Below are 24,534 nucleotides of genomic sequence, written 5' to 3' on the forward strand. Positions count from 1 at the left end.
GGCACCTGCCTTGGCTGGTGTCTCACTGGGTATTCGGCTGCTGCGGAAACATGGATGGGTCGACGTCAAGGACTTTTTCAGCGCACTGGTGTTACCCGGGCATTTCCGGGGACTGATGACCGCCGGGCGGCGGCAAGGAAACAAAAAATCCCCCGGCCTTCGTGACATGGTCACGAAGGCCGGGGGATCTTTGACAGGCAGTGCGCAAGGGGGGACTTGAACCCCCACGCCCGAAGGCACAGGAACCTAAATCCTGCGTGTCTGCCAATTTCACCACTCGCGCTTGGCCTTCGGCGCCGCACGTTCAGGCGCCTGTGTCAGGGCCAGGAATGTACGACGGCGGATGCCAGTCTTTATTGTAGCGTCGCGCGGGCGGGACCTGCGTCAGCGGAGGCCGGGTCAGGCGTCCAGCTTCAGGTCCCGGCGCAACTTGGCCACATGGCCGGTGGCGCGCACGTTGTACTGGGCCAGTGCCACCTTTCCGTCGGGATCCACCACAACGGTGGACCGGATCAGGCCCTCGTAGGTCTTGCCGTAGTTTTTCTTCTCGCCCCAAGCCCCGTATGCCTCCGCCACGGCATGGTCCTCGTCCGAGAGCAGCGGAAAGGTGAGGGTTTCCTGGGCGGCGAACTTGGCGAGCTTTTCCACCGGATCGGGGGAAATGCCCAGGACGTCATAGCCTGCCGACTGCAGCGAGGACAGGTTGTCCCGGAAGTCGCACGCTTCCTTGGTGCAGCCGGGGGTTGCCGCGGCGGGGTAGAAGTACACGATGGTCTGGCGGCCCGGCCGCGGTGCCAGGCTGACGTCCTTCCCCGTCGAGTCTTTCAGGGTGAACTGCGGTGCGTCGTCACCTGTTACGAGTCGGTCAGCCATTGTTTTTCTCCTTGTTGCAGGCGGGACACATCAGCCTAGTAAGCAGGGCGGAACAGTGCTAATCGGCACTTGGCTATACTTGCTGCTATGCCTGATATGGATCAATGGCCCACAGGGCGCCTCTTGTCCACTGCTGCGCGCCTCGTTGAACACTCCTGGAATGAAAAACTCGGCGCTATCGGTCTCACCCATGCCGGTGTTATCGCCATAGAGGTCCTCAACGCGCAGGGCCCCATGACCCAGGCGCAGCTTGCCCAATACGTACGTGTCCAGGCCCAGACCATGGGCAAAACCCTGAGCCGCCTCGAAGCCCACGGGCATATCGCCAGGGTCCGCAGCACCTCTGACCGCCGCAGCCATGTGGTGTCCCTTACTGAACGGGGCAAGGAAGCCGTCGCCGCCGCCGTCGAGATGGAACGTACGGTCCTTGCAGCGGCCACCATTGACCCCGACGCCCTGCGGCAGGAACTCAAGGCTGTTGTCCGCGAGCTGGCAAGCCAGTTCGGTACCACCGCCACCGCGGCGTTAGTAGAGAACCCGTCCATGACGCCATAGGGCCTCACGCCCGCTTCGGCCGGCACTGCCGGTCCTCAGCGTGATCCCAGCTGTTACAGGCTGCGGTCACGCTTTATTTTTGCCCTGCACCTGCCGCCCGCCTCCGGGAACGCGCCATCACGTCCAGCAACGAATCGGGGAACGCGCCATCACTCATGGCCGCCAGGTTGGAATCGCGCGCTCACTTCCCGCAAGCAGTCGGCCGACACTCCATCAGCTTCTGCAACCAATCAGCTAACGCTCCATCAGCTGACGCACGCTGCCGAGGCAGGCCGCCGTCGGACTTCACGGGAAACTGATGGAGCGATGCACAAATAGCTGCAGGAGGTGATGGAGCGTTTTGTTCCAGACTCCAGCTATGCGAATGCTGGGCCGCTAAACCCGAATGCTTGAGGTGCCGAAAAACAAAACAGCCCCCGGTTTGCGTTTCCGCAAGCCAGAGGCTGTTTTCCCAGTGGTGCACCCCCCGGGACTTGAACCCGGAACCCATTGATTAAGAGTCAATTGCTCTGCCAATTGAGCTAGAGGTGCATCTTTTGTTTCGATCGTTTGGGCTTTTTCTTTCCCCGTTGATCTCCGCAACGACATGAAACTCTACACGAACTTTTGGTGCATGTGAAATCGACGGCGGCAGCCGGGGTCTGGTCAGCCCGGAGGGGGCAAAACCAGCACAAAGTCGGGGTTTTCATTGTTTGTCAGCAGCCAAAAACCGCCGTCCGGGGTGTGGACCACATCCCGGATCCGCCCGTATTCCCGTGTGAAATAGGCCACAGGAGAGCCTGCTTCCTCGCCAGCCAGGGGCACCGTCCACATCCGCTGGCCACGCAGTGCACCCAAGTACGCCGTTGAGCCCACAATTTCCAGGCCGCTGGGCGAGGACTCGCTGGTTGCGGGCCAGACGACTTTTGCGTCCCGGAATTCGGGGCGGTGGGGTGCTCCGGTGACGGCGGGCCAGCCGTAGTTGCCGCCGGGCACAATCAGGTTCAGTTCATCATTGACGTCAGGCCCGAACTCGCTGGCCCATAGCCGCCCCTCTGCGTCCCAGGCCAACCCTTGGACGTTCCTGTGTCCCAGGCTGTAAACGGCATTCCCGAACGGATTGCCTGGTGCCGGGGCGCCGTCGGCTGTCAGGCGGAGGATCTTCCCGCCCAGCGCCTCGGGGTCCTGCGGCTGCTCCCTGCGCTGGGAGTCGCCGGTGCCTACATACAGGAAGCCGTCCGGTCCGAACCGGATCCTGCCCCCGTTGTGGGTGGACGCTTTCGGAATCCCGGTGAAGATCACTTCCGGTTCTCCCAGGGAAAGCGTGCCGTCGCCGGCTGCTGCCAACCGAAGGCGCGCAATCCTGTTGTCCTGCCCCGACGTGAAGTAGGCGTAGAGGTAACGGTCCGTCGCAAAGCCGGGAGACAGCGCAAGTCCCAGCAGGCCGCCTTCTCCTCCCGGAACCACGCCTGGAACTTCACCCAGTTCAGTGGCAGCACCGGAGCGGACTGTTTTGAGGAGGGCAGTATCGCGTTCAGAGATCACCGCTGTTCCGTCCGGAAGGAACACTGCGGCCCAAGGGATTTGCAGCTGAAGATCCATGCGTTGGGGTGGTCCCGGCGTCGGCTCTGCAGACGTGCTCAGTGAAGGGCTGCTGCCCGTGGGCGTTCCCTCCGGGTTGCCCGTGCAGGCAGACAGGAGCAGGGCGAGGCAAACACCAGCGGCCGCCATGACGTGCGCAGCCGGGTGCGTCCGCCGGCGGGAACTGGCTCCGCTAAATGCGCCTCCGCCGCGGCGCCCTGAAACCGGCAGCCTCTGCATGGGCAGGCGACTCGAACCACACATCAGCCCTTGTCTGCTCATACTCGGGGTGTCCCTCCTCGTAGTAGACCATGGCGCCCGCGTCACCCTTGACGGTGTAGTCCCACGGCCCGCTTCCGTCAGCAGTGGCCGACGCCGAGCCCGCGCCATAGGGCTCGTCCGCCGCCAGGTGCCCGGTTGTTTTCGGTGCAGCCGGCTCTGTGGCCGACGGTCCTGTTTCGAACGCGGGCATTGCCGACGGCGGGTCCTGGGTATGGTCTGCGCCGGTTTCCACCAGCGCAGAGGACTGCGCCCGGTCCTGCGTTTCCGTTGCTGCGGCGTCGGTGGGGAGTCCAATGCCTGCGCCGCCTGGGGGAGGCGGCACGTCGGAGTTTGAAGCGTTTTGGGTGTGTTCAGTGTGGTGGGGACCGGCCGCGGACGGCTGCGGGGCGGCGGCTGCCGTGCCGGCGTCCTCCGGTTCTTCCACTGCCGCCGTCTCAGCCCCGGGAAGGGTAGGGGCCTGCGGGGCGGTGTATTCAGCGTGGTGAACCGGCTGCGAGTCCGCGGCGCCCTCATCCGTGGTTTCGGAAGGCACAGCCTCGAACCCCGCCTTCGGGGCCGTCCCTTCCCGGTGGGACGCGCTTTCACGGGCGGGGGCTGAGCCTGATGCCTCCGACCACTGGGTTTCCCATTCGGCCGCATCCTGGATCCGGCGTTCTTCGCGGGCGGCACCTACTCCGCTGCCGGCACCTACTCCGCTGCCGGCGACTGCGGCGCCAAGTGCGGACGACCCGGTACCGCTGTGCTGTGCCTCCGCAGCAGGGGACCTGTCCGGCCTGGCCACCCGCTCGGCCGGCTCCTCCGCGGTGGTGGGCGCTGTGGGCTCTGCCGGGCGGCCGAATCCCGCCGCGCTGGCAATACCAGTGGTACCCGCGGCCTCGGCGGACGCTGCGGCGCTGCCGCCGGAGAGTGCACCGTCAGTCCGGGTACTACCATCGACGCCGGGCCTTTCCGCCTGCCCGGCGGCCCGGTCCGGGGATGACTCCCGGGCGGCAGCGGACTTTTTGGCGTTCAGCCGCCACCACACAACACCCGCCAAAACAGCGAGCAGAATGATCAAGAAGACAGCTTCCATGGCAATCCCTTCAGTCGGTTGGGCAAGCTCCTTTGCCCGACGCTACGTCGGGTCCAGATCGCTGTCCAGCACTTTGACCTGCCGCGACGCCGTGTGCCGCGGACACTGCAGGTGGCGCTCTGTCCAGGCGGGGCGGCAACACGACGTCCGTCAGCCGGCGCGCCGGGCGCACCGTTGCGCCACGCCACAAAAGCCATGGGGCAAGGGGGAGCATCTCACTATGCGAGATGACAGTCCACTATCTGATCGGAAATATTCCCGGTTTTGCGCTTAACCGGCCCGGGTCTGTCGTCGCGCCGTTCCGCGGAGCCATAGACTTTCCCCTATGAGTGAGGACACCCTGGTGGGAACCGACAGCAAGCCTGACATCAAGCCGCGCAGCCGGGTAGTTACTGACGGCATTCACGCTGCTCCGGCCCGCGGCATGTTCCGCGCCGTCGGCATGGGCGATGACGACTTCGCCAAGCCCCAGGTGGGTGTCGCCAGCTCCTGGAACGAAATCACCCCCTGCAACCTCTCCCTGAACCGGCTGGCCCAGGGCGCCAAGGAAGGGGTCCACGCCGGCGGTGGGTTCCCCATGCAGTTCGGCACTATCTCGGTCTCGGACGGCATCTCCATGGGACACGAAGGCATGCACTTCTCACTGGTTTCCCGCGAAGTCATTGCCGACTCCGTGGAAACCGTGATGCAAGCCGAGCGCATCGATGGCTCGGTCCTGTTGGCCGGCTGTGACAAGTCCCTCCCGGGGATGCTCATGGCGGCCGCCCGCCTGGACCTGTCCAGCGTCTTCCTCTACGCCGGCTCCATCATGCCCGGCTGGGTCAAGCTCGAGGACGGCTCCGAAAAGGAAGTCACGCTCATCGACGCCTTCGAAGCTGTTGGCGCCTGCGCCGCCGGCAAGATGAGCATGGAAGACCTGACCCGCATCGAAAAAGCCATCTGCCCCGGCGAAGGCGCCTGCGGCGGCATGTACACGGCGAACACCATGGCCTGCATCGGCGAGGCCCTGGGCATGTCCCTGCCGGGCTCGGCCGCCCCGCCCTCGGCAGACCGCCGTCGTGATGAATTCGCCCGCAAGTCCGGCGAAGCGGTAGTCAACCTGCTGCGCAAAGGCATTACCGCCCGCGACATCATGACCAAGAAGGCGTTTGAGAACGCCATCGCCGTCACCATGGCCTTCGGCGGTTCCACCAACGCCGTCCTGCACCTGCTGGCCATCGCCCGCGAGGCGGAGGTGGAGCTCACCCTTGACGACTTCAACCGCATTGGCGACAAGATCCCGCACCTGGGTGACCTCAAGCCTTTCGGCCGCTACGTGATGACCGACGTCGACAAGATCGGCGGCGTGCCCGTCATCATGCGCGCTTTGCTCGACGCCGGCCTGCTGCACGGCGACTGCCTGACTGTCACGGGCAAGACCGTGGCCGAAAACCTCGAAGCCATCAACCCGCCCGACCTTGACGGCAAGATCCTGCGCGCACTGGACAACCCGATCCACAAGACCGGCGGCATCACCATCCTGCACGGCACCATGGCCCCGGAGGGCGCGGTGGTGAAGAGCGCAGGTTTTGACGCCGACGTTTTTGAAGGCACAGCACGTGTCTTCGAACGGGAACAGGGCGCCCTCGACGCGCTGGACAACGGCAAGATCCACGCCGGCGACGTTGTGGTCATCCGGTATGAAGGACCCAAGGGCGGGCCGGGCATGCGCGAAATGCTTGCCATCACCGGCGCCATTAAGGGTGCGGGCCTGGGCAAGGACGTCCTGCTCCTCACGGACGGCCGGTTCTCCGGCGGCACCACGGGCCTGTGCATTGGCCACGTCGCTCCGGAAGCGGTCGACGGCGGCCCGATCGCCTTCGTGAAGGACGGCGACCGGATCCGCGTGGACATCGCAGCCCGCAGCTTCGACCTCCTGGTGGACGAGGCGGAGCTCGAAGCCCGCAAGGTGGGCTGGGAGCCACTGCCCGCCAGGTACACCAAGGGTGTCCTCGCCAAGTACGCCAAGCTGGTACACAGCGCCAGTACAGGCGCATATTGCGGCTAAGGCCTACCCAAGGGATTCGGCGCTGGGCGCCGAATCCCTTGGGGCCCTCGGCCTCAGCCTTATTAAGCCCTGCCGCTTTTTGCGGTTGGCTACAGTAGGGCGGGTGGGGGTTGATCCTGTACGGCAGGATCAGTTAGTGGACAATGAGGTCCACATGGTGAGATCGGGTGGTGCCTCGTTGACACGTATCTCACCAGAGGGAAAACTGAACGCATGACTTTCGTTACCAGCTGCGCCGCTGCAGATGCAGTCGTCGTCCTTGCCAAGCGCGTGGCACATTAGCCCTGGTAACGAACCGTCACGCGCAAACCCCTCGAAGAGCCGCCAGGCTGAGGGGTTTTTTTATTTCCCGCAGTTTCCGTGTAACACAGATGATCCACAAGGAAGAGTCCGATGAGCAAAGGATCGCCGATCAGCCCCTCGCTGATGGCTACCAAGTCCGCTGGAGCCCCCAAGGCTCCGGAACGCGCCGACCGTACGGCTGACCACGCCGTCGTCGTCGCCGACCTTGCTGCCGCCTCTCCTGTCCTTGGGCCGAACAACGTTGTACCCCCAACGGTGATGACCGGCTCGCAAGCTATTGTCCGCTCGCTCGAAGAACTCGGCGTCGACGATATTTTCGGTTTGCCCGGTGGCGCGATCCTGCCCACCTACGACCCCTTGATGGCCTCCAGCATGAATCACGTCCTGGTCCGTCACGAACAGGGAGCCGGCCACGCCGCGCAAGGCTACGCCATGGTCACCGGGCGGGTGGGCGTCTGTATCGCCACCTCGGGCCCCGGCGCCACCAACCTCGTTACCGCCATCATGGATGCCCACATGGACTCCGTGCCGCTGGTGGCCATCACCGGCCAGGTGTCCAGCGGTGTGATCGGCACCGACGCCTTCCAGGAAGCGGACATTGTGGGCATCACCATGCCCATCACCAAGCACTCCTTCCTGGTGACCGACCCCAACGACATCCCGCACGTGATGGCGGAGGCCTTCCACCTGGCCTCGACCGGACGTCCGGGTCCCGTCCTGGTGGACGTGGCCAAGGACGCCCAGGTGGGCCAGATGACCTTCTCCTGGCCGCCGCGGGTGGACCTGCCCGGCTACCGACCTGTTACCCGCGGGCACAACAAGCAGGTACGTGAAGCTGCCAAGCTGATCGCCGCAGCCCGCAAGCCGGTCCTGTACGTGGGCGGCGGTGTTGTAAAGGCACATGCCTCCACAGAGCTGCTGGCACTTGCCGAAGCAACCGGGGCTCCCGTTGTCACCACGCTGATGGCAAAGGGTGCCTTCCCCGACTCCCACCCGCAGCACATGGGAATGCCGGGCATGCACGGGAGCGTCTCGGCTGTGACCGCCCTGCAGCAGTCCGACCTCCTCATCACCCTCGGCGCCCGGTTTGATGACCGCGTGACGGGTGTGCTGAAGACATTCGCCCCTAACGCCAAGGTCATCCACGCCGACATCGATCCGGCCGAAATCTCCAAGAACCGCACGGCGGACGTACCCATCGTGGGCTCGGTCAAGGAGATCATTCCTGAGCTGACCGACGCCGTCCGCACCCAGTTCGAGGCATCAGGCACTCCGGACCTCACCACCTGGTGGGCATTCCTGAACAACCTGAAGGAAACCTACCCGCTGGGCTGGACCGAACCGGAAGACGGACTGACCGCCCCACAGAAGGTCATCGAGCGGATCGGCGCCCTGACCGGGCCGGAAGGCATCTACGTGGCGGGCGTTGGCCAGCACCAGATGTGGGCGGCGCAGTTCATCAAGTACGAGCGCCCGCACGCCTGGCTGAACTCGGGCGGAGCCGGCACCATGGGCTACGCCGTCCCGGCCGCCATGGGCGCCAAGGTGGGGGAGCCGGACCGCGTGGTCTGGGCCATCGACGGCGACGGCTGCTTCCAGATGACCAACCAGGAACTGGCCACCTGCGCCATCAACAAAATCCCCATCAAGGTTGCCGTCATCAACAACTCCTCCCTGGGTATGGTGCGCCAGTGGCAGACCCTCTTCTATGAGGGCCGCTATTCAAACACCGACCTCAACACCGGCCATGACACCGTCCGCATCCCGGACTTCGTCAAGCTGGGGGAGGCCTACGGCTGCGCCTCGTTCCGCTGCGAACGCGATGAGGACATCGACGCCACCATCCAGAAGGCACTCGAAATCAACGACCGCCCGGTGGTCATCGACTTCGTGGTGAGCCCCAACTCCATGGTGTGGCCGATGGTGCCCGCCGGCGTGAGCAACGACCAGATCCAGGTTGCCCGCAACATGACCCCGGAATGGGAAGAAGAGGACTGACCATGAGCCGCCATACACTCTCCGTCCTGGTTGAAGACAAGCCGGGCGTCCTGACCCGGGTTGCAAGCCTCTTCGCCCGCCGGGCCTTCAACATCAACTCCCTGGCCGTCGGCCCCACCGAGGTTCCGGGCATCTCCCGGATGACCGTGGTGGTCGACGCCGATGGCGACCTCATCGAGCAGGTCACCAAGCAGCTCAATAAACTGATCAACGTCATCAAAATCGTTGAGCTGACCTCCGAATCTTCCGTACAGCGCGACCACATCCTGGTCAAAGTACGTGCGGATGCCGCAACTCGTCTGCAGGTGACCCAGGCTGCAGACCTGTTCCGCGCTTCAGTGGTCGACGTCTCCACCGATTCCGTCGTCATTGAAGCAACCGGCCATCCCGAAAAGCTCACGGCACTGCTCTCAGTGCTGGAGCCCTTCGGCATCCGCGAAATCGTGCAGTCCGGCACCCTGGCCGTTGGACGGGGATCCCGCTCCATGAGTGACAGGGCGTTGCGCTCCGCGTAGGAACCTGCCCGGGCCCCGCCCGGCAGAGCGCGACGCCCGTAACCGCACCACCACATATCTATCTACAAATCCACTCAAGAGGAGTTACGCAAGTGACTGAAATGTTTTACGACGACGACGCCGACCTGTCGATCATCCAGGGCCGCAAGGTTGCCATTGTGGGCTACGGCTCCCAGGGCCACGCCCACGCACTGAACCTGCGCGATTCCGGCGTCGAGGTTGTTATCGCGCTGAAGGACGGCTCCAAGTCAGCCGCCAAGGCCGAGGACGCCGGCTTCACCGTCAAGAACGTTGCCGACGCCGCCGAATGGGCAGACGTCATCATGATCCTGGCACCGGACCAGCACCAGCGCTCAATCTACAACGACTCCATCAAGGACAAGCTGAAGCCGGGCAAGGCCCTTGCTTTCGCCCACGGCTTCAACATCCGCTTCGGCTACATCCAGGCACCGGAGGGCGTTGACGTCATCCTCGTTGCCCCGAAGGCACCGGGCCACACGGTCCGCCGCGAGTTCGAAGCGGGCCGCGGCATCCCGGACATCATCGCCGTCGAGCAGGACGCTTCCGGCGCCGCCTGGGAACTGGCCAAGTCCTACGCCAAGGCCATCGGCGGCACCCGCGCCGGCGTCATCAAGACCACCTTCACCGAAGAGACCGAAACCGACCTCTTCGGCGAGCAGGCTGTCCTCTGCGGCGGCGTGTCGCAGCTGGTCCAGTACGGCTTCGAAACCCTGACCGAAGCCGGCTACCAGCCGCAGATCGCCTACTTCGAGGTGCTCCACGAGCTCAAGCTCATCGTTGACCTCATGTGGGAAGGCGGCATCGCCAAGCAGCGCTGGAGCGTTTCCGACACCGCCGAGTACGGCGACTACGTCTCCGGCCCGCGCGTCATCACCCCCGCGGTGAAGGAAAACATGCAGGCTGTCCTCGCCGACATCCAGTCCGGTGCCTTCGCCAAGCGCTTCATCGAAGACCAGGACAACGGCGGCGTGGAGTTCAAGGAACTGCGTGCCAAGGCCGAGCAGCACCCCATCGAGGCTGTCGGCCGCGAGCTGCGCTCCCTGTTCTCCTGGCAGCAGCAGGACGTGGACTACGTTGAAGGTTCTGCGGCCCGCTAAAGGGTTCCTGACCTACTAAATGGGCGACGTGAGGCCGGGTTCACACTTAACAATGTGAGCCCGGCCTTTCCGTCGGCCTAGACTTGTTCCATCCCCAGGACTGCAACGCAGAGGATCAGCCGTGTCAAAACCCGTAGTACTGCTCGCCGAAGAACTTTCCCCCGCCACCATTGAGGCCCTCGGCCCGGACTTCGAAATCCGCCAGACCGACGGCGCTGACCGCTCCCAGCTGCTTTCTGCCATCGGTGACGTTGACGCGATCCTGGTCCGTTCCGCCACCCAGGTGGACGCCGAGGCAATCACCGCGGCGAAGAACCTGAAGGTCATCGCCCGCGCCGGCGTGGGCCTGGACAACGTGGACATCAAGGCCGCCACCCAGGCCGGCGTCATGGTGGTCAACGCCCCCACCTCCAACATCGTCTCCGCCGCCGAGCTCACCGTGGGCCACATCCTCAGCCTGGCCCGCCACATTCCGCAGGCCAGCGCAGCCCTCAAGGACGGCGAGTGGAAGCGCTCCAAGTACACCGGCATCGAACTGTTCGAAAAGAAGATCGGCATCATCGGCCTCGGCCGCATCGGCGCCCTGGTGGCAGCCCGCCTGAAGGGCTTCGACACCAAGATCCTTGCGTACGATCCCTACATCACCTCCGCCCGGGCAGCGCAGCTCGGCGTGCAACTGGTTACCCTGGACGAGCTCCTGGCGCAGTCCGACTTCATCACCATCCACATGCCCAAGACCCCTGAAACCGTGGGCATGCTCGGCGCAGATGCGTTCAAGAAGATGAAGAACACCGCCTACGTGGTGAACGTTGCCCGCGGCGGCCTGGTGGACGAGGAAGCACTCTTCACCGCCCTGCAGGACGGTGAGATCGCCGGTGCCGGCGTGGACGTCTTCGCCAAGGAGCCCAGCACCGACCTGCCGTTCTTCAAGCTGGACAACGTGGTGGTCACCCCCCACCTCGGTGCGTCCACCGACGAAGCCCAGGAAAAGGCCGGCGTCTCAGTGGCCAAGTCCGTCCGCCTCGCCCTCGCAGGCGAGCTGGTTCCCGACGCCGTCAACGTCGCCGGCGGCATCATCGCCCCGGACGTCCGCCCGGGCATCCCGCTGATCGAGAAGCTGGGCCGGATCTTCACCGCCCTTACCCACGACTCCCTGACGCAGTTCGACGTCGAGGTGGCCGGCGAGATCTCCTCCCTGGACGTCAAGGTCCTGGAGCTGGCGGCACTGAAGGGCATCTTCGCCGACGTCGTCACCGAACAGGTCTCCTACGTCAACGCCCCGGTCATCGCCGAGCAGCGCGGCATCAACGTCCGCCTGATCACCACCCCGGAGACGGAGTCCTACCGGAACGTCCTGACGCTGCGCGGGGCACTCAGCGACGGCAGCCAGATCTCCGTGGCCGGTACCCTGACCGGTCCCAAGCAGATCGAAAAGCTGGTGGGCATCAACGGTTTCGAAGTTGAAATTCCCATCAGCGAGCACCTTGTGGTGGTCGCCTACACCGACCGTCCCGGCGTGATCGGCACTATCGGCCACATCCTGGGCATGAACAACATCAACATCGCCGGCATGCAGGTGGCGCGCCACGACCAGGGCGGCCAGGTGCTCGCGCTGCTGACCATCGACAGCTCCGTGCCCCAGCAGGTCCTGGATGCCATCAAGGCCGGCATCGGCGCCGAGATGGTCCGGGAAGTGGACCTGGAGGACTAAGCCCAGGGGGAAACGCCGAAGCGTCGGCCTCCGCTCGGCGCGTCCGGGCGGGCCACGTATGATTGGCCGGTCTGCTTACAATGGCTGGGTCCTTACTGGGGACCATGCCGGCAGGCCGGCCAATACCTTTTGCACATCCGTCCGTAATCGCCCACGTCCGCCGCGCGCGGACTCGAATGTGCGCACGCAATCCAGGTTTCAGGGAGTTCAATGAACGCCGTCCAGAGGTTCATCAGAAGCAGGGTGCTGCTGTTGACCGCGGCCATCTTGATCGCAGCCATGTGCTTGTCGGTCATCGTCCAAAGCCAGTCGCAGGCGGCGCTCAGCCGGACCGTGGACGAAAATTCACGGGGACTCTACGACGTCCTGGTGCAGGCCAAGGCGCCCTCCGGTGCAATGCTGCAGCCGGAGATCGCCAACGGCACCGGCGGCATCACCTTCGAGCAGCTGGAAGCCATCAGGAAGATGTCCGGCACCTCGGTGGCAGCGCCCATCAGCCTGGTGTCCCGCGTGACGCAGAACCTTGAAGCCCCGCGGCTGGACGCCATGGACTACCTCGGCTACAACGCCGGGCTGGCGGGAACCGCGACGGCGGACCAGGCCGCAGGCGCCACCGCCCCGGCCCAGTGGCCCGCGGCAGAGTCCGTGTTGAGCGACCAGGCGAAGAAGTACCGCCTGACGGCCAGCGCCGTGAGCTCCGACGGAATATCAGAGCAGACCCTGTTCAAGTCCACCGCGGAAGGCACCCTGGGCAAGGCCAAACTCGTCGAGGAGCAGGCCGCGGGGGGCAGCAGCATCCGCATTGCCGCCCCATCCGGTGAAACGGGCATCAAGTTCCCGTCGCCCGCCGGCGGTTCCGAGCACAACCTCTTTAACCTCTCAGTGTCGCTGCCCCTGGCCCCGGAAGTGACCGAGTCCGTGGTCGCCGTCGATCCTGCCGCCGAACGCGCCCTGCTGGGATCCGCCGGGGACTTCCTTGCCCCGCTGGAAAAGGCCCCTCCCGGCGACGCCCGGAACGCCGGCGCCGTGGGCCGCTACCTGGAAGGCCTCTTCACCAACGGCATCGGCCTGGACCAGCTCAAGGAAGGACCCGACTTCCTGGGTGTGAAGCTCAAATACTGGGCACCGCTGATGACCCAGTACCAGCAGGCCAAGCGCACCGGCCAGCTCACCGCCGAGTCCCAGGCCATACCCCTGGTGGTTCGCTCGGGCACGTCCCTGGACCTGAAGTACAACGTCAAGATCGAGGAAATCGACGACGCCGGCAAGGTGGTCAAGGACGTCGGAACAGTTTCCAGGTCCCTGGGCCAGGACTACCTTCCGTTTGTTTCGAAGGACCCGTTCGTCCTCTCCTGGCCCGGCTCCACAGACCACACGTCCCTTCTGGGCGCCACGGGCAACTTCAACCAGGGGCTTTACACGCCCGCTGAATGGAGCACGGACTTTGCTGCGGCCCCTAAGTACACCGACGGCAAAACTGCCTCCAACGGTGCAGTGGACAAGGCCGCGGTCCCGGGCGAGTGGGTCACCGTAAACCGGCTCCCCGAAAAGAGCGCCAATGGCGCCCCCGTGGACCAGACCCAACGCGAACCCGTGGACGAGCGGTCCTACCGCGAGAACCTCGAGACCGGCGGGAAGAAGGTCGCAGCTCCGCTGGCCATGGTGTACGGAACCTTCGACCCCTCTGCTGTGTCGAAGGCGGCCGGTGACGTCAACAGGCTTCCGCTGGGCGGCTATGACCCCACTCCGTTCAGCCTGGTCAAGGATCCCGAGGGCAAGGACGTTTCGGCCGCGGAGCTGAAGCCTTCCCTGAGCGCAACCGGCCTTGCCAGCCAGTCCGCGGGCGCCATCACCGACTACTACGGACTCGCGGCTGCCCGCGGCTACACGCAAAACGCCTCGGTCATCGATGCCGTCCGTGTCCGCGCAGATGCTCCCGGAAGCTGGAAGGAGGCCCAGCCGGAGGTGGAAAAGCTGGCCGCCGAGATCCGCAGTATGGGACTGGAAGCCACCATCGTGGCCGGCTCCGCCCGTGAAGATGCCAGCATCTTCGTTCCCGGCTACTCCAAGGACGACGCCGGCAAGGAATCTGCCCTGGGCACGGTCCAGCAGTCCTGGGTCCGGCAGAACGCGGCCGAGGCCGTGACGGGGTCCCTCTCCGGAACCAACGTCACGCTGCTCTTCCTCACGCTGTGCGGAGCTGCACTCCTGACCGGCGCCTCCACCGTCAGCTACATCCGCAAACGCCGGTCCGAAGCCGGGACCCTCCGCGCGATGGGCTGGACCCAGCGCCGGATCCGCAGCTGGGTGCTCGAGGAATTCGGCGTGGGTGCGGTCCTGCTGGCCGTGGCGGGCCTCGTCCTGAGCCTCGTCAGCTGGAGCGTCGCCACTGCACTGGTGTCCGTTTCCGTCCTGGTCCTCTACGCTGCCGCGGCCTTCTTCGCTGCACAGCAACTGCGCCACCGCGACGTTATTGACCAGGAGCCGCAGCACGACGAAAGGCTCATCCCGGTGGACTCGCCGCTGACCTTTGCGAACCGGCAGTTGGGCACCAACAAGTTCAATACCTTGTCCCTGGCTGTTGCGGTGGGCGTCTTCGGCGCCGCCGTGGGCGGGCTGATCGCGCTGCTGATCGACATTCCCCGCGCGGCCGGCGCCAGCGCACTGAGCGGCCTCGCGGCCGCCAGTGTGGCCTTGCCGAGCATCCTCCTGGCGCTCTCCGGCGTGGTGGTGGGACTGGTGCTCACCCTCGTCACCGGACGCTTTGAACTCAATGCCAAACGCCAGTACCTTGGCATCCTCGAAGCAATGGGCTGGAACCCGGACATGCTCCGCCAGGTCCGGTTGTTCGAGAATGCGCTGGTGGGAACCGTGGCCCTGCCGCTGGGCGTGCTGGGCGCCCTGGGCATCGGCCTGCTGCTGGCCCCCTACGCCGCCCTGTGGGCAGGCGTGGCCGGGCTTGTGGCTGTACTTTGCTGGATACCGATTGCAACGAAAGTGGTCCAATGACAAACCAGACGAATGTCCAGCGGAGCCGCCGGTCCGGCTCCGGCGACGTCCCCCTGCAGACGCGCGCCAACACCATCGTCAAGGCCGCTGACCACGGGACGCCGCTGGAACTGAGCGATATCACCATTCGCTACGGTGGCGGCAAGGGCGGTGCCGAAGCCGTCAGTGTGGTGGAAGGCTTCGACCTGACGCTGCACGCGGGGGAGATGCACTGCGTCGCCGGCCGAAGCGGCTCCGGCAAGACCAGCATCCTGACCGTCAGCGCGGGCCTGACCCTGCCGACGTCGGGCCGTGTCTTCTGGGAAGGCGACTCCCTGGAAAGCATGGGCGACGACGAAATCGCCGACCGCCGTCGCGCCCTCATCGGCTACGTGGACCAGGGCGGTGCGCTGATCGATGGCATGAGCGCCCTGGAGAACGTGCTGCTGCCGGCTGTTCCCGACGGCGAAGTGGACCAGCGCCGGGACATGGCCAAGGACCTGCTGGACCTGGTGGGCCTGGGCCGGCGCATGCGGCACCGCCCCGCCCAGCTCTCCGGCGGCGAACGCCAGCGAGTGGCCATCGCCCGCGCACTGATCCTGGGCACCCGGGTCCTGGTGGTGGACGAACCCACGGCGAGCCTTGACCGCGCCTCCGCCAACCGCATCATCAGCATCCTGAAGGACACCACGTCCGACGGCATCGCGGTGCTCGTTGCCTCGCACGACCACGAACTCGTCCGGCTCAGCGATACCCTGACTGAACTGATCTAGCCTGTCCCTCCGCACCGAAGGTAACGTCCTCCCGTGACTGCTTCAGAGAAAACGCCGTTCTACATCACCACGGCCATCACCTACCCCAACGGCGTGCCCCACATCGGTCACGCCTACGAGTACATAGCCACCGACGCCATGGCTCGCTTCAAGCGGCTGGACGGCTATGACGTGATGTTCCTGACCGGCACCGACGAGCACGGGATGAAGATCGCCCAGACGGCTGAGAAGGAAGGCATCACGCCCAAGGAGCTGGTGGACCGGAACGCCGAGGTCTACAAGGCCGCGCATTCCGCCCTGGGCATCACTTACGACCGCTTCATCCGGACCACGGACCAGGACCACTACGCTGCCTCGCAGGCCATCTGGAAAAAGATGGAGGCCAACGGGGACATCTACCTGTCCAAGTACGAGGGCTGGTATTCCGTCCGGGACGAGGCGTTCTACGGCGAGGATGACACCGTGGTCAAGGACGACGGCGTTCGCTACTCCAAGGAGACGGACACCGAGGTGACCTGGACGGCCGAGGAGAGCTACTTCTTCCGGCTGTCGGCCTACCAGGACAAGCTCCTTGCGCTCTACGAGGCGCAGCCGGAGTTCGGCGCCCCGCAGTACCGCTTCAACGAGGTCATCAGCTTCGTCAAGCGCGGCCTGGAGGACCTGTCCATCAGCCGCACCACGTTCGACTGGGGCGTCCCGGTCCCGGGCAACGACAAGCACGTCATGTACGTCTGGGTGGACGCCCTCACCAACTACCTCACCGGTGTGGGCTACCCCGACGTCGACTCGGACAAGTTCCGGAAGTTCTGGCCCGCCGACGTCCATGTCATCGGTAAGGACATCTCCCGCTTCCACGCCATCTATTGGCCCGCTTTCCTGATGAGCGCGGGGCTGGAACTGCCCAAACGCGTGATGATCCACGGGTTCCTGCACAACAACGGCGTGAAGATGTCCAAGTCGCTGGGCAACGTGGTGGCCCCCGCCGACTTCGTGGCACAGTACGGCCTTGACCAGGTGCGGTTCTTCTTCCTGCGTGAAGTGCCGTTCGGAGCCGACGGAAGCTACAACCATGAGGCGATCGTTGGACGGATGAACGCCGACCTCGCCAACAACTTCGGGAACCTGGCACAGCGTTCACTGTCCATGGTGGCGAAGAACTGCGGTGCCAAGGTACCCGTTCCCGGCGCGTTCACCGCCGAAGACAACGCAATCCTCGCCCAGGCCCGCGGCCTCCTCGACGCTGCACGGGCCGCGTTTGACAAGCAGGAATTCAGCCGCGCCCTCGAAGCAATCTGGGCTGTGCTGGGTGACACCAACGCCTACTTCGCCGAGCAGGCCCCCTGGGTGCTGCGGAAGACCGACGTCGAACGCATGAATACGGTCCTCTACGTCACCCTGGAAGTCCTGCGCATCGTGGCCATCCTGGCCCAGCCGGTGATGCCCACGGCAACTGCTGCACTTCTGGACACCCTGGGCCAGGCCGAAGGGGAGGCCCGCCAGTTCTCCGCCATCGATACGCCCATTGCGGCCGGAACGGCACTGCCGGCACCGGCCCCGGTGTTCCCGAAGTACGAGGAGCCGGCTGAATCCTGAACGGCTGTGACAACGGCCGTGTTCGGATAATGAGACAGCTTGACCAGCATCTGGATGACTTGGCTACCCTGAAAGTATGAGCGCATCCTCCATCGATCTTGCAGTTATCCCCGGCGACGGCATTGGCCCTGAAGTCATTGCAGAGGCACTTAAGGTGCTGGAAAAGGCTGTGGCCGCGGAGGGCGTAGAGCTCAAGCAGACCCACTACAAGCTCGGCGCGGAGCACTGGTTGGCCACCGGGGAAACCCTCCCGGACCACGTCCTGGCTGACCTCCGCACCCGGGACGCCATCCTGTTCGGCGCCGTCGGGGCGGCCCCCGGCGATACCCGCATCCCCTCGGGCATCATCGAGCGCGAGATGCTGCTCAAGCTCCGCTTCAGCCTGGACCACTACGTCAACCTGCGGCCTTCGCGGCTTTACGGAACGGTGGGGAGCCCGCTGGCCAACCCCGGCACCATCGACTTCATCGTGGTGCGCGAAGGCACCGAAGGCCCCTACGTCGGCAACGGCGGCACGCTGCGCGCCGGTACGCCCCACGAGGTGGCCACCGAAGTCTCGTTGAACACCGCCCACGGCGTGGAGCGCGTGGTCCGGGACGCCTTCCGCCGCGCCAGCGCCCGCGAACGCAAGCACGTGACCCTCGTCCACAAGCACAACGTCCTGGTCTACGCGGGACACCTCTGGAAGCGCACGGTCGAAGCCGTGGCCCAGGAGTTCCCGGAGGTCACCCACGACTACCTGCACGTGGACGCTGCCACCATCTTCATGGTCACCGACCCTTCCCGCTTTGACGTGATCGTGACCGACAACCTCTTCGGCGACATCCTTACCGACCTCGCCGCAGCCATCACCGGCGGCATCGGCCTGGCAGCTTCCGGAAACATCAACATGGACCGCACCGCGCCGTCCATGTTCGAGCCGGTACATGGTTCGGCACCGGACATTGCCGGCCAGGGCAAGGCCGACCCCACCGCCGCCATCCTGTCCGCAGCACTCCTGCTGGACCACCTCGGCTACACCGCGGCGGCCCGCCGGATCGAAGCAGCAGTAGTTGCCGACGTCGAAAAGCGCGACGGCGGTGCCCGCAGCACCAGCGCTGTGGGCGACGCCATCGCCGCAGGCCTCTAGCCGCGCCAGGGCCAGCCGGCAACGGGCGTAAGCTTGTCTCGAATCACCAAATGCCGCCTTGCCGTTCAACGCTGAAGCCAAGGCGGCCGATCGTGGAGGAACCATGACTCAGACTGCCCACGGCGTCGAATTTAGCCAGCAACTCTCGGCCACCCCGAAGTCTGCTGAAGAGCGTGCAGCCATCCTGGAGAACCCGGGATTCGGCAACTACTTCACCGACCACACCGCCATCGTCGACTACAGCGTTGACGAGAACGGCAATGGCGGCTGGCACAACGCCCGGATTGAAGCGTACGGGCCGATCGTCCTCGATCCCTCCGCCGCTGTTTTCCACTATGGCCAGGAGATCTTCGAGGGGCTCAAGGCCTACCGTCACGCCGACGGATCCATCTGGACCTTCCGGCCCGAGGCCAACGCCGCCCGCCTGAACAAGTCCGCCCGCAGGCTTGCCCTGCCCGAACTGCCCGCGGAGTACTTCCTGGGCGCCATCCGGGAACTGGTCGCAGCCGACAAGGAATGGGTGCCCAGCGGCGACGGCGAAGCCCTGTACCTGCGGCCGTTTATGATCGCCACCGAAGCGTTCCTGGGGGTCCGAGCGGCCCGAGAGGTCTCCTTCCGCGTGATTGCTTCCCCGGCCGGCAACTACTTCGGCGGGGAACTGAAGCCCGTTTCCATCTGGATCTCGCGTGAGTACGCCCGCGCCGGCCGCGGCGGAACCGGCGATGCCAAGTGCGGCGGCAACTACGCGGCCTCGCTCATCGCCCAGCAGGAAGCTGAAGCCAACGGCTGCAAGCAGGTCCTCTTCCTGGACCACTTCAACGACGACGCCGTCGAAGAACTGGGCGGCATGAACGTCTTCTTCGTGATGAAGGACGGCTCGCTGGTCACGCCCGCGCTGACCGGCACCATCCTGGAAGGCGTCACCCGGATGTCCGTCATCCAGGTGGCCAAGGACATGGGCCGCGAAGTCACCGAGCGGAAGATCACCCTCGATGAGTGGCGCGACGGCGTTGCTTCCGGCGATATCGCGGAAGTCTTCGCCTGTGGCACGGCGGCAGTCATCACGCCCATCGGTGTGTTGAAGGACGCCACCGAGTTCATCGGCTCAGAAGATGCCAAGGCAGGGGAGACCACCATGGCCATCCGCGAACAGCTGCTCGGCATCCAGACCGGCGCGGTCCCCGATACCCACGGCTGGCTCACCCGGCTCGCATAGTCCCGCTTTTTCCTGACTGTAAAAATTACGACGGCGCCTGCCGGGGATGAGCCCGGCAGGCGCCGTCGTCATTCTTTGCAGTGCGGAGGACCAGCGCGGGGAAGATCAGCGCCGGGCAGCCTTCCGTGCGGCATTCTTCAGTGCCTTGCGGGAAACGGGCTTCAGGGCCTTCCTGGCAGCTTCCTCCTCCAGCGCCCGCCGGCGCCGGGCGTCAAGGAGGTCGTTCCACAGGGTGCTGGCGAAAACTCCGCCGTCCTGGGTGTACAGCTCATAGGGATACGAGGCAAGCCCGGCCGGCGGAGTTCCGTCAGGAAGCTGTTCGCCGGAGGTCCGGGCCACTGCATCCGCTACCGCCCACGTTTCGGTCAGGTGGGGCACCAGGTTGGCTTCCACAAACGCGTTCGGGTCGGCGGATACTGCAGCCCTCTCGAGCAGGATCTCGAGCTGCTGCTCCAGATGTTCGGCGGCTGCGGCTGCAACTGACGTCCCCTCTTCGGTTGCCTTGGCCAGCACGGCTTCCTGTTCGGCCACCGCCTCCGCCCAGTCTTCTGTACGGCGGAATGCCTGCCAGGTGGGGAACCAGACCACGGCGCCGGTGGCGTGGTTGTGGATGTGCCGGAGGCCCGTGCTCTTCTCGGTTCCTGCGTGGTCGTTTCCGGCCGCGGCAGCACCGGCGAGGAGCTCTGACAAGGCGGGTGTTGGTGATGTGGTCATGATGGCGGTGCTTTCGGTAGGGAAGTGACGATCTGTAGCCACAACCCGACTCAGGGTCCCGCTTATTCCGCCGGACTGCAAAGATGGGATGGTGACTTCAGCTTCCGGCCCCGTCCTTCAGCGCAGCTCGGCCCTGACGCAGTTCATCCTGGCCCCCAACCCCGGGCCCATGAGCCTGGAGGGAACCAACTCCTACATCCTGCGGGCTCCCGGATCCGCCGGTGCCGTGGTGGTGGACCCGGGTCCCCTGGACGAGGCGCACCTGCAGGCCCTTGCCGCGGCGGGGACCGTGGAACTCATCCTCATCACCCACCGCCATGCCGACCACACCGCCGGTTCGGCCCGGCTGCACCAGCTCACCGGGGCTCCTGTCCGTGCCGCAGATCCCGCCCACTGCCACGGAAGCGGCACGGTGCTGAAGGGCGGCGAGGTAATCTCGGCAGGCGGGCTCGAGGTCAGGGTTGTGGCAACTCCGGGGCACACCTCCGATTCCGTGTGCTTCCACCTTCCCGGTGACGGCCCGCATGGTTCAGTGTTCTCCGGGGATACCATCCTTGGCCGCGGCACCACCGTGCTTGACTACCCTGACGGCACCCTCGCTGACTACCTCGCCTCGCTGGACAGGCTGGAGGAGTTGGGGCCCGCGGTTGTCCTTCCCGCCCACGGTCCAGTGCTGCCGTCCCTTGTGGACATCGCCCGGGCCTACCGCAGCCACCGGCTCGAACGGCTGGCGCAGATCCGCGCCGTCCTTGACGGGCTGGGCCGGGACGCAGCCGTTGGTGACGTGACGGATGCGGTCTATTCCGACGTCGACCGTTCCGTCCGGCGTGCCGCCGAGACCTCAGTTGCGGCGCAGCTTGACTACCTGCGCGGCGAAGCGGCGCGGCCGTAGTGCCGGCCCGGCTGGGATCGGGCGAGACGGTAGGGTAGGAGCCATGCGTATTGCCAGGTTTGTCGTTGATTCTGATCCCCTTTACGGCGTCGTCGAAGGTGAGGCAGGCAGCGAAGTCATCACTGTTATCCATGGAGATCCCTTCTTCAACGGGGTGGAGCGCACTTCGGTCCGCCACAAGCTGGAAGACGTGCGGCTGCTGGCGCCCATCATTCCCCGCAGCAAGGTAGTGGGCGTAGGCCGCAACTTCGTGGAGCACGCGCACGAACTCGGCAACGAAGTTCCCGCCCAGCCGCTCCTCTTCCTGAAGCCCAACACCGCCGTCGTGGGCCCGAATGATCCTGTAGTGCTCCCTGAGTTCTCGGAGGAAGTCTCCTTTGAGGCGGAACTGTGCGTGGTCATCGGCCGGATCTGCAAGGACGTGCCTGAAGAGCGCGTTGACGACGTCATCTTCGGCTACACGTGCGGCAACGACCTCACTGCACGGGATGTCCAGAAAAGCGACCTCCAGTGGACCCGCGCCAAAGGCTTTGACACCTCCGCGCCGCTGGGACCGTGGATCGAGACGGAACTTGATCCCGAGGACGTGCAGATCCAGGCCCGGCTCAACGGTGAGCTGCGGCAGGACGGCAGCACCAGCCAGATGATCAGGGGGGTGCGGGAACTCGTGTCCGTGGTCTCCCAGGCGTTCACCCTCCTGCCCGGCGACGTCATCATGACCGGAACACCGGCCGGGGTTGGCCTGGTCAGCGCCGGCGACCGCATTGAGGTGGAGATCGAGGGCATCGGCCGCCTGTCCAACCCCATCGTCCGCCGCTGACCCCTGCCGCGGTGGCGGCTGGCGGCAGACGGTAAAGTTGAAGCCACTATGACTACTGCTTCTGCGTCGAATGCTGCCTCCATCCCGCCCGTCACCGCGGAGACGCCCGTACGGGTGCGCTTCTGCCCTTCGCCCACCGGCACCCCGCACGTGGGGCTGATCCGTACCGCCCTCTTCAACTGGGCCTACGCCCGCCACACCAAGGGCACCATGGTGTTCCGGATCGAGGACACCGATGCAGCCCGTGACAGCGAGGAAAGCTACCACCAGCTGCTGGATGCGCTGAAGTGGCTGGGGATCGACTGGGATGAGGGCGTGGAGGTGGGCGGCCCGCATGAGCCCTACCGGCAGTCGCAGCGCAGCGGCATCTACCAGGACGTGATCGCCAAGCTGCTCGAGGGCGGATTCATTTACGAGTCCTATTCCACCCCGGAGGAGATCGAGGCCCGCCATCGCGCCGCAGGCCGCGATCCGAAGCTCGGCTACGACGGCTTTGACCGCCACCTGACGGACGAGCAGCTCGCCCAGTACAAGGCCGAAGGCCGCGAGGCCGTGCTGCGCCTCCGGATGCCGGACGAGGACATCACCTTCACCGACCTGGTGCGCGGCGACATCACCTTCCGCGCCGGATCGGTGCCGGACTTCGCGGTGGTCCGCGCCAATGGAGCGCCGCTGTACACCCTGGTCAACCCCGTGGATGACGCCCTTATGGGTATCACCCACGTGCTCCGCGGCGAAGACCTGCTCAGCTCCACGCCCCGGCAGATCGCCCTTTACCGCGCCCTCTACGCCGTGGGCGTGGCACAGTACATGCCGGAGTTCGGCCACCTGCCCTACGTGATGGGGCAGGGCAACAAGAAGCTTTCCAAGCGTGATCCCGAATCCAGCCTGTTCCTGCACCGGGAGCGCGGCTTCATCCCCGAGGGCCTGCTGAACTACCTTTCCCTGCTGGGCTGGTCGCTAAGCGCTGACGAGGACATATTCACCGTTGAACAGCTGGTGGAGCATTTCGACATCCACGATGTGCTCGGCAACCCGGCACGCTTCGACCTCAAGAAGGCCGAAGCCATCAACGGAACGCACGTCCGGATGCTGGCACCGGAGGTTTTCCGGGAGCGGCTGGCGCCGTACCTGCGCGCCGCGGATCTCGTGGGCGAGATCCTGACCGACCGAGAAGAGCAAATCCTGACCGAGGCCGCGCCGCTGATCCAGGAGCGCATCACGCTGCTGGGGGAGGCGCCCGAAATGCTGGCCTTCCTCTTCAAGGCAGATGACGCCATCGACGTCGCCGCTGATGCGCTGAAGGGACTGCCGGAGAACCTGACCGAGGTCCTGGACGCTGCTATCGCTGTCCTCGAACCGGTGGAGGACTGGACGCCGGACAACATCCAGGCTGCCCTGAAGCAAGCTCTGGTCGAGGACCTGGGCCTCAAGCCCCGGCTGGCTTTCGGGCCCGTGCGGACCGCAGTTTCCGGCCGGCGCATCTCGCCTCCGCTGTTCGAGTCCATGGTGATCCTCGGCAAGGAGTCCTCCCTCCGCCGGCTCAAGACATTCCGCGGCTGATGACTGCTCCCAGCCAGGCAGAGGGTGCCGTCCTGGTCACGCCCTTCGGCGCAGTCCGCGGGGTGCTGTTCGATATCGACGACACCCTGGTTGACCTCGAATATTCGATGACCACCGCCCTGCGGGAGGTCAGCGAACACCTCCTGCCCGGCCTCAACCAGGCGGGATGGGAGCGGTTCGGGCGGATTTTCACGCACGAGACCACGCACTATTACGACCGGTACCTGGCGGGCGAGCTGACGTTCAATGAGCAGCGTCTGCTCCGTGGCCGCGCTGCACTGGGTCATTTTGGGGTTGAGTTGGGCGAAGGCGAGCAATCGCACCAGTGGCTGAACGCGTACATGGAGAAGCAGCCGGCCTATGTGAAGCCTTTTCCGGACGTGATGCCGCTGCTGGACAGGCTGGACCGGGCAGGCATTCCCTATGGTGCCGTCAGCAACAACGTCCATGATTACCAGCGGGCAAAGCTTGACGGGGCAGGACTTGAACGCGTCCGCCGCCTCGTGGGAACAGACACCCTGGGAGTGGCTAAACCTGATCCGGCGATTTACCTCGAAGGAGTCCGGCTGCTGGGCACGGACCCTGCCCACACGCTGTATGTCGGCGACAACCGCCTGCTCGACGCGGAAGGCTCGACGGCGGCCGGCCTCCTTGGCGTCTGGCTCAACCGGGCGGGGGAGCAGGCCCCCGGATTCAACGGCAACTCAGTGTCTTCGCTGCAGGAGCTGATCGCCTAACGAGTGGCGTGTGCGGGCCGCCGGGACCGGCGGCCCGCACGCTCCACTGGCCGGGGGAGGAGCCGATTTGTGCGA

The 24,534-nt window shown here is 65.3% G+C and carries 19 protein-coding genes and 2 tRNA genes; 15 read left to right on the forward strand and 6 right to left on the reverse strand.

Going from position 1 to position 24,534, the window contains the following annotated elements; translation table 11 throughout:
• Nucleotides 1-201 precede the first annotated feature (201 nt).
• Nucleotides 202-283: transfer RNA gene (locus QF038_RS07440), tRNA-Leu, on the reverse strand.
• Nucleotides 284-399: 116 nt separating this feature from the next.
• Nucleotides 400-873: a thioredoxin-dependent thiol peroxidase gene (gene bcp / locus QF038_RS07445; RefSeq protein ID WP_142057891.1), complete on the reverse strand. Its 474-nt coding sequence runs from the start codon at nt 871-873 to the stop codon at nt 400-402.
• Between the two features lie 96 nt (nt 874-969).
• On the opposite strand from bcp, the gene QF038_RS07450 reads away from it, so the two are divergent.
• Nucleotides 970-1,428 carry a MarR family winged helix-turn-helix transcriptional regulator gene (locus QF038_RS07450; RefSeq protein ID WP_091416069.1) on the forward strand — a complete coding sequence of 153 codons (459 nt, stop codon included), beginning with the start codon at nt 970-972 and terminating at the stop codon, nt 1,426-1,428.
• Nucleotides 1,429-1,883: 455 nt separating this feature from the next.
• Here the strand turns inward: QF038_RS07450 and QF038_RS07455 are convergent.
• From QF038_RS07455 to QF038_RS07465, 3 genes are all read right to left on the reverse strand, one after another.
• Nucleotides 1,884-1,959, reverse strand: a tRNA-Lys gene (locus tag QF038_RS07455).
• A 114-nt stretch (nt 1,960-2,073) separates the two neighbouring features.
• Nucleotides 2,074-3,138 (reverse strand): sorbosone dehydrogenase family protein, encoded by a 1,065-nt coding sequence (locus tag QF038_RS07460; RefSeq protein WP_307609566.1) that lies wholly within the window; start codon nt 3,136-3,138, stop codon nt 2,074-2,076.
• 43 nt (nt 3,139-3,181) lie between these two features.
• Entirely contained in the window at nt 3,182-4,342 is a 1,161-nt protein-coding gene (locus QF038_RS07465; RefSeq protein WP_307609567.1) for a hypothetical protein, read from the reverse strand.
• A 325-nt stretch (nt 4,343-4,667) separates the two neighbouring features.
• On the opposite strand from QF038_RS07465, the gene ilvD reads away from it, so the two are divergent.
• The 10 genes from ilvD (at nt 4,668) to QF038_RS07515 (ending at nt 19,733) form a co-directional block, all read left to right on the forward strand.
• On the forward strand, nt 4,668-6,389 hold the full coding sequence (gene ilvD, locus QF038_RS07470; protein ID WP_307609568.1) for a dihydroxy-acid dehydratase: 1,722 nt from the start codon (nt 4,668-4,670) through the stop codon (nt 6,387-6,389).
• A gap of 393 nt (nt 6,390-6,782) precedes the next feature.
• Nucleotides 6,783-8,690, forward strand: a complete 1,908-nt coding sequence (locus QF038_RS07475) for an acetolactate synthase large subunit (protein ID WP_307609569.1) — start codon at nt 6,783-6,785, stop codon at nt 8,688-8,690.
• Between the two features lie 2 nt (nt 8,691-8,692).
• Nucleotides 8,693-9,205 carry an acetolactate synthase small subunit gene (gene ilvN, locus QF038_RS07480; RefSeq protein ID WP_050054685.1) on the forward strand — a complete coding sequence of 171 codons (513 nt, stop codon included), beginning with the start codon at nt 8,693-8,695 and terminating at the stop codon, nt 9,203-9,205.
• Nucleotides 9,206-9,297: 92 nt separating this feature from the next.
• On the forward strand, nt 9,298-10,323 hold the full coding sequence (gene ilvC / locus QF038_RS07485) for a ketol-acid reductoisomerase (protein ID WP_091415822.1): 1,026 nt from the start codon (nt 9,298-9,300) through the stop codon (nt 10,321-10,323).
• Between the two features lie 121 nt (nt 10,324-10,444).
• The gene (serA, locus tag QF038_RS07490; RefSeq protein ID WP_307609570.1) at nt 10,445-12,034 is read left to right on the forward strand and encodes a phosphoglycerate dehydrogenase; all 1,590 of its coding nucleotides are present in this window, start codon (nt 10,445-10,447) and stop codon (nt 12,032-12,034) included.
• Nucleotides 12,035-12,244: 210 nt separating this feature from the next.
• The gene (locus QF038_RS07495) at nt 12,245-15,043 is read left to right on the forward strand and encodes an ABC transporter permease (protein ID WP_307609571.1); all 2,799 of its coding nucleotides are present in this window, start codon (nt 12,245-12,247) and stop codon (nt 15,041-15,043) included.
• Complete coding sequence (locus QF038_RS07500) at nt 15,040-15,795, forward strand: ABC transporter ATP-binding protein (RefSeq protein ID WP_091415831.1); 756 nt, start codon at nt 15,040-15,042, stop codon at nt 15,793-15,795. The genes QF038_RS07495 and QF038_RS07500 overlap by 4 nt, the downstream gene beginning before the upstream one ends.
• Before the next feature lie 33 nt (nt 15,796-15,828).
• The gene (gene metG, locus QF038_RS07505) at nt 15,829-17,388 is read left to right on the forward strand and encodes a methionine--tRNA ligase (protein ID WP_307609572.1); all 1,560 of its coding nucleotides are present in this window, start codon (nt 15,829-15,831) and stop codon (nt 17,386-17,388) included.
• A gap of 76 nt (nt 17,389-17,464) precedes the next feature.
• On the forward strand, nt 17,465-18,517 hold the full coding sequence (locus tag QF038_RS07510; protein ID WP_307609573.1) for a 3-isopropylmalate dehydrogenase: 1,053 nt from the start codon (nt 17,465-17,467) through the stop codon (nt 18,515-18,517).
• Nucleotides 18,518-18,620: 103 nt separating this feature from the next.
• Nucleotides 18,621-19,733, forward strand: a complete 1,113-nt coding sequence (locus QF038_RS07515; protein WP_307609574.1) for a branched-chain amino acid aminotransferase — start codon at nt 18,621-18,623, stop codon at nt 19,731-19,733.
• Nucleotides 19,734-19,838: 105 nt separating this feature from the next.
• On the opposite strand, the gene QF038_RS07520 is transcribed toward QF038_RS07515, so the two are convergent.
• Nucleotides 19,839-20,447: a hypothetical protein gene (locus QF038_RS07520; protein WP_307609575.1), complete on the reverse strand. Its 609-nt coding sequence runs from the start codon at nt 20,445-20,447 to the stop codon at nt 19,839-19,841.
• Nucleotides 20,448-20,535: 88 nt separating this feature from the next.
• Here QF038_RS07520 and QF038_RS07525 point away from each other — a divergent pair, with 88 nt between their 5' ends.
• The 4 genes from QF038_RS07525 to QF038_RS07540 are packed head-to-tail and all read left to right on the forward strand — an operon-like array spanning nt 20,536 to nt 24,459.
• Nucleotides 20,536-21,339: an MBL fold metallo-hydrolase gene (locus tag QF038_RS07525; RefSeq protein ID WP_307609576.1), complete on the forward strand. Its 804-nt coding sequence runs from the start codon at nt 20,536-20,538 to the stop codon at nt 21,337-21,339.
• A 43-nt stretch (nt 21,340-21,382) separates the two neighbouring features.
• Nucleotides 21,383-22,159 carry a fumarylacetoacetate hydrolase family protein gene (locus QF038_RS07530; RefSeq protein ID WP_307609577.1) on the forward strand — a complete coding sequence of 259 codons (777 nt, stop codon included), beginning with the start codon at nt 21,383-21,385 and terminating at the stop codon, nt 22,157-22,159.
• Between the two features lie 48 nt (nt 22,160-22,207).
• Nucleotides 22,208-23,722: a glutamate--tRNA ligase gene (gene gltX / locus QF038_RS07535; RefSeq protein WP_307609578.1), complete on the forward strand. Its 1,515-nt coding sequence runs from the start codon at nt 22,208-22,210 to the stop codon at nt 23,720-23,722.
• Nucleotides 23,722-24,459 (forward strand): HAD family hydrolase, encoded by a 738-nt coding sequence (locus QF038_RS07540; RefSeq protein WP_307609579.1) that lies wholly within the window; start codon nt 23,722-23,724, stop codon nt 24,457-24,459. Before gltX ends, QF038_RS07540 begins: the two co-directional genes overlap by 1 nt.
• Nucleotides 24,460-24,534: the final 75 nt, after the last annotated feature.

The sequence above is a fragment of the Pseudarthrobacter sp. W1I19 genome (assembly GCF_030817835.1).
Classification (GTDB): domain Bacteria; phylum Actinomycetota; class Actinomycetes; order Actinomycetales; family Micrococcaceae; genus Arthrobacter.

Excerpts from the sequence above, each read along its gene's own strand:
- bcp (WP_142057891.1), bottom strand. The coding sequence starts at position 873 with ATGGCTGACCGACTCGTAACAGGTGACGACGCACCGCAGTTCACCCTG.
- QF038_RS07450 (WP_091416069.1), top strand. The coding sequence starts at position 970 with ATGGATCAATGGCCCACAGGGCGCCTCTTGTCCACTGCTGCGCGCCTC.
- QF038_RS07460 (WP_307609566.1), bottom strand. The coding sequence starts at position 3,138 with ATGGCGGCCGCTGGTGTTTGCCTCGCCCTGCTCCTGTCTGCCTGCACG.
- QF038_RS07465 (WP_307609567.1), bottom strand. The coding sequence starts at position 4,342 with ATGGAAGCTGTCTTCTTGATCATTCTGCTCGCTGTTTTGGCGGGTGTT.
- ilvD (WP_307609568.1), top strand. The coding sequence starts at position 4,668 with ATGAGTGAGGACACCCTGGTGGGAACCGACAGCAAGCCTGACATCAAG.
- QF038_RS07475 (WP_307609569.1), top strand. The coding sequence starts at position 6,783 with ATGAGCAAAGGATCGCCGATCAGCCCCTCGCTGATGGCTACCAAGTCC.
- ilvN (WP_050054685.1), top strand. The coding sequence starts at position 8,693 with ATGAGCCGCCATACACTCTCCGTCCTGGTTGAAGACAAGCCGGGCGTC.
- QF038_RS07495 (WP_307609571.1), top strand. The coding sequence starts at position 12,245 with ATGAACGCCGTCCAGAGGTTCATCAGAAGCAGGGTGCTGCTGTTGACC.
- QF038_RS07500 (WP_091415831.1), top strand. The coding sequence starts at position 15,040 with ATGACAAACCAGACGAATGTCCAGCGGAGCCGCCGGTCCGGCTCCGGC.
- QF038_RS07510 (WP_307609573.1), top strand. The coding sequence starts at position 17,465 with ATGAGCGCATCCTCCATCGATCTTGCAGTTATCCCCGGCGACGGCATT.
- QF038_RS07515 (WP_307609574.1), top strand. The coding sequence starts at position 18,621 with ATGACTCAGACTGCCCACGGCGTCGAATTTAGCCAGCAACTCTCGGCC.
- QF038_RS07520 (WP_307609575.1), bottom strand. The coding sequence starts at position 20,447 with ATGACCACATCACCAACACCCGCCTTGTCAGAGCTCCTCGCCGGTGCT.
- QF038_RS07525 (WP_307609576.1), top strand. The coding sequence starts at position 20,536 with ATGGTGACTTCAGCTTCCGGCCCCGTCCTTCAGCGCAGCTCGGCCCTG.
- QF038_RS07530 (WP_307609577.1), top strand. The coding sequence starts at position 21,383 with ATGCGTATTGCCAGGTTTGTCGTTGATTCTGATCCCCTTTACGGCGTC.
- gltX (WP_307609578.1), top strand. The coding sequence starts at position 22,208 with ATGACTACTGCTTCTGCGTCGAATGCTGCCTCCATCCCGCCCGTCACC.
- QF038_RS07540 (WP_307609579.1), top strand. The coding sequence starts at position 23,722 with ATGACTGCTCCCAGCCAGGCAGAGGGTGCCGTCCTGGTCACGCCCTTC.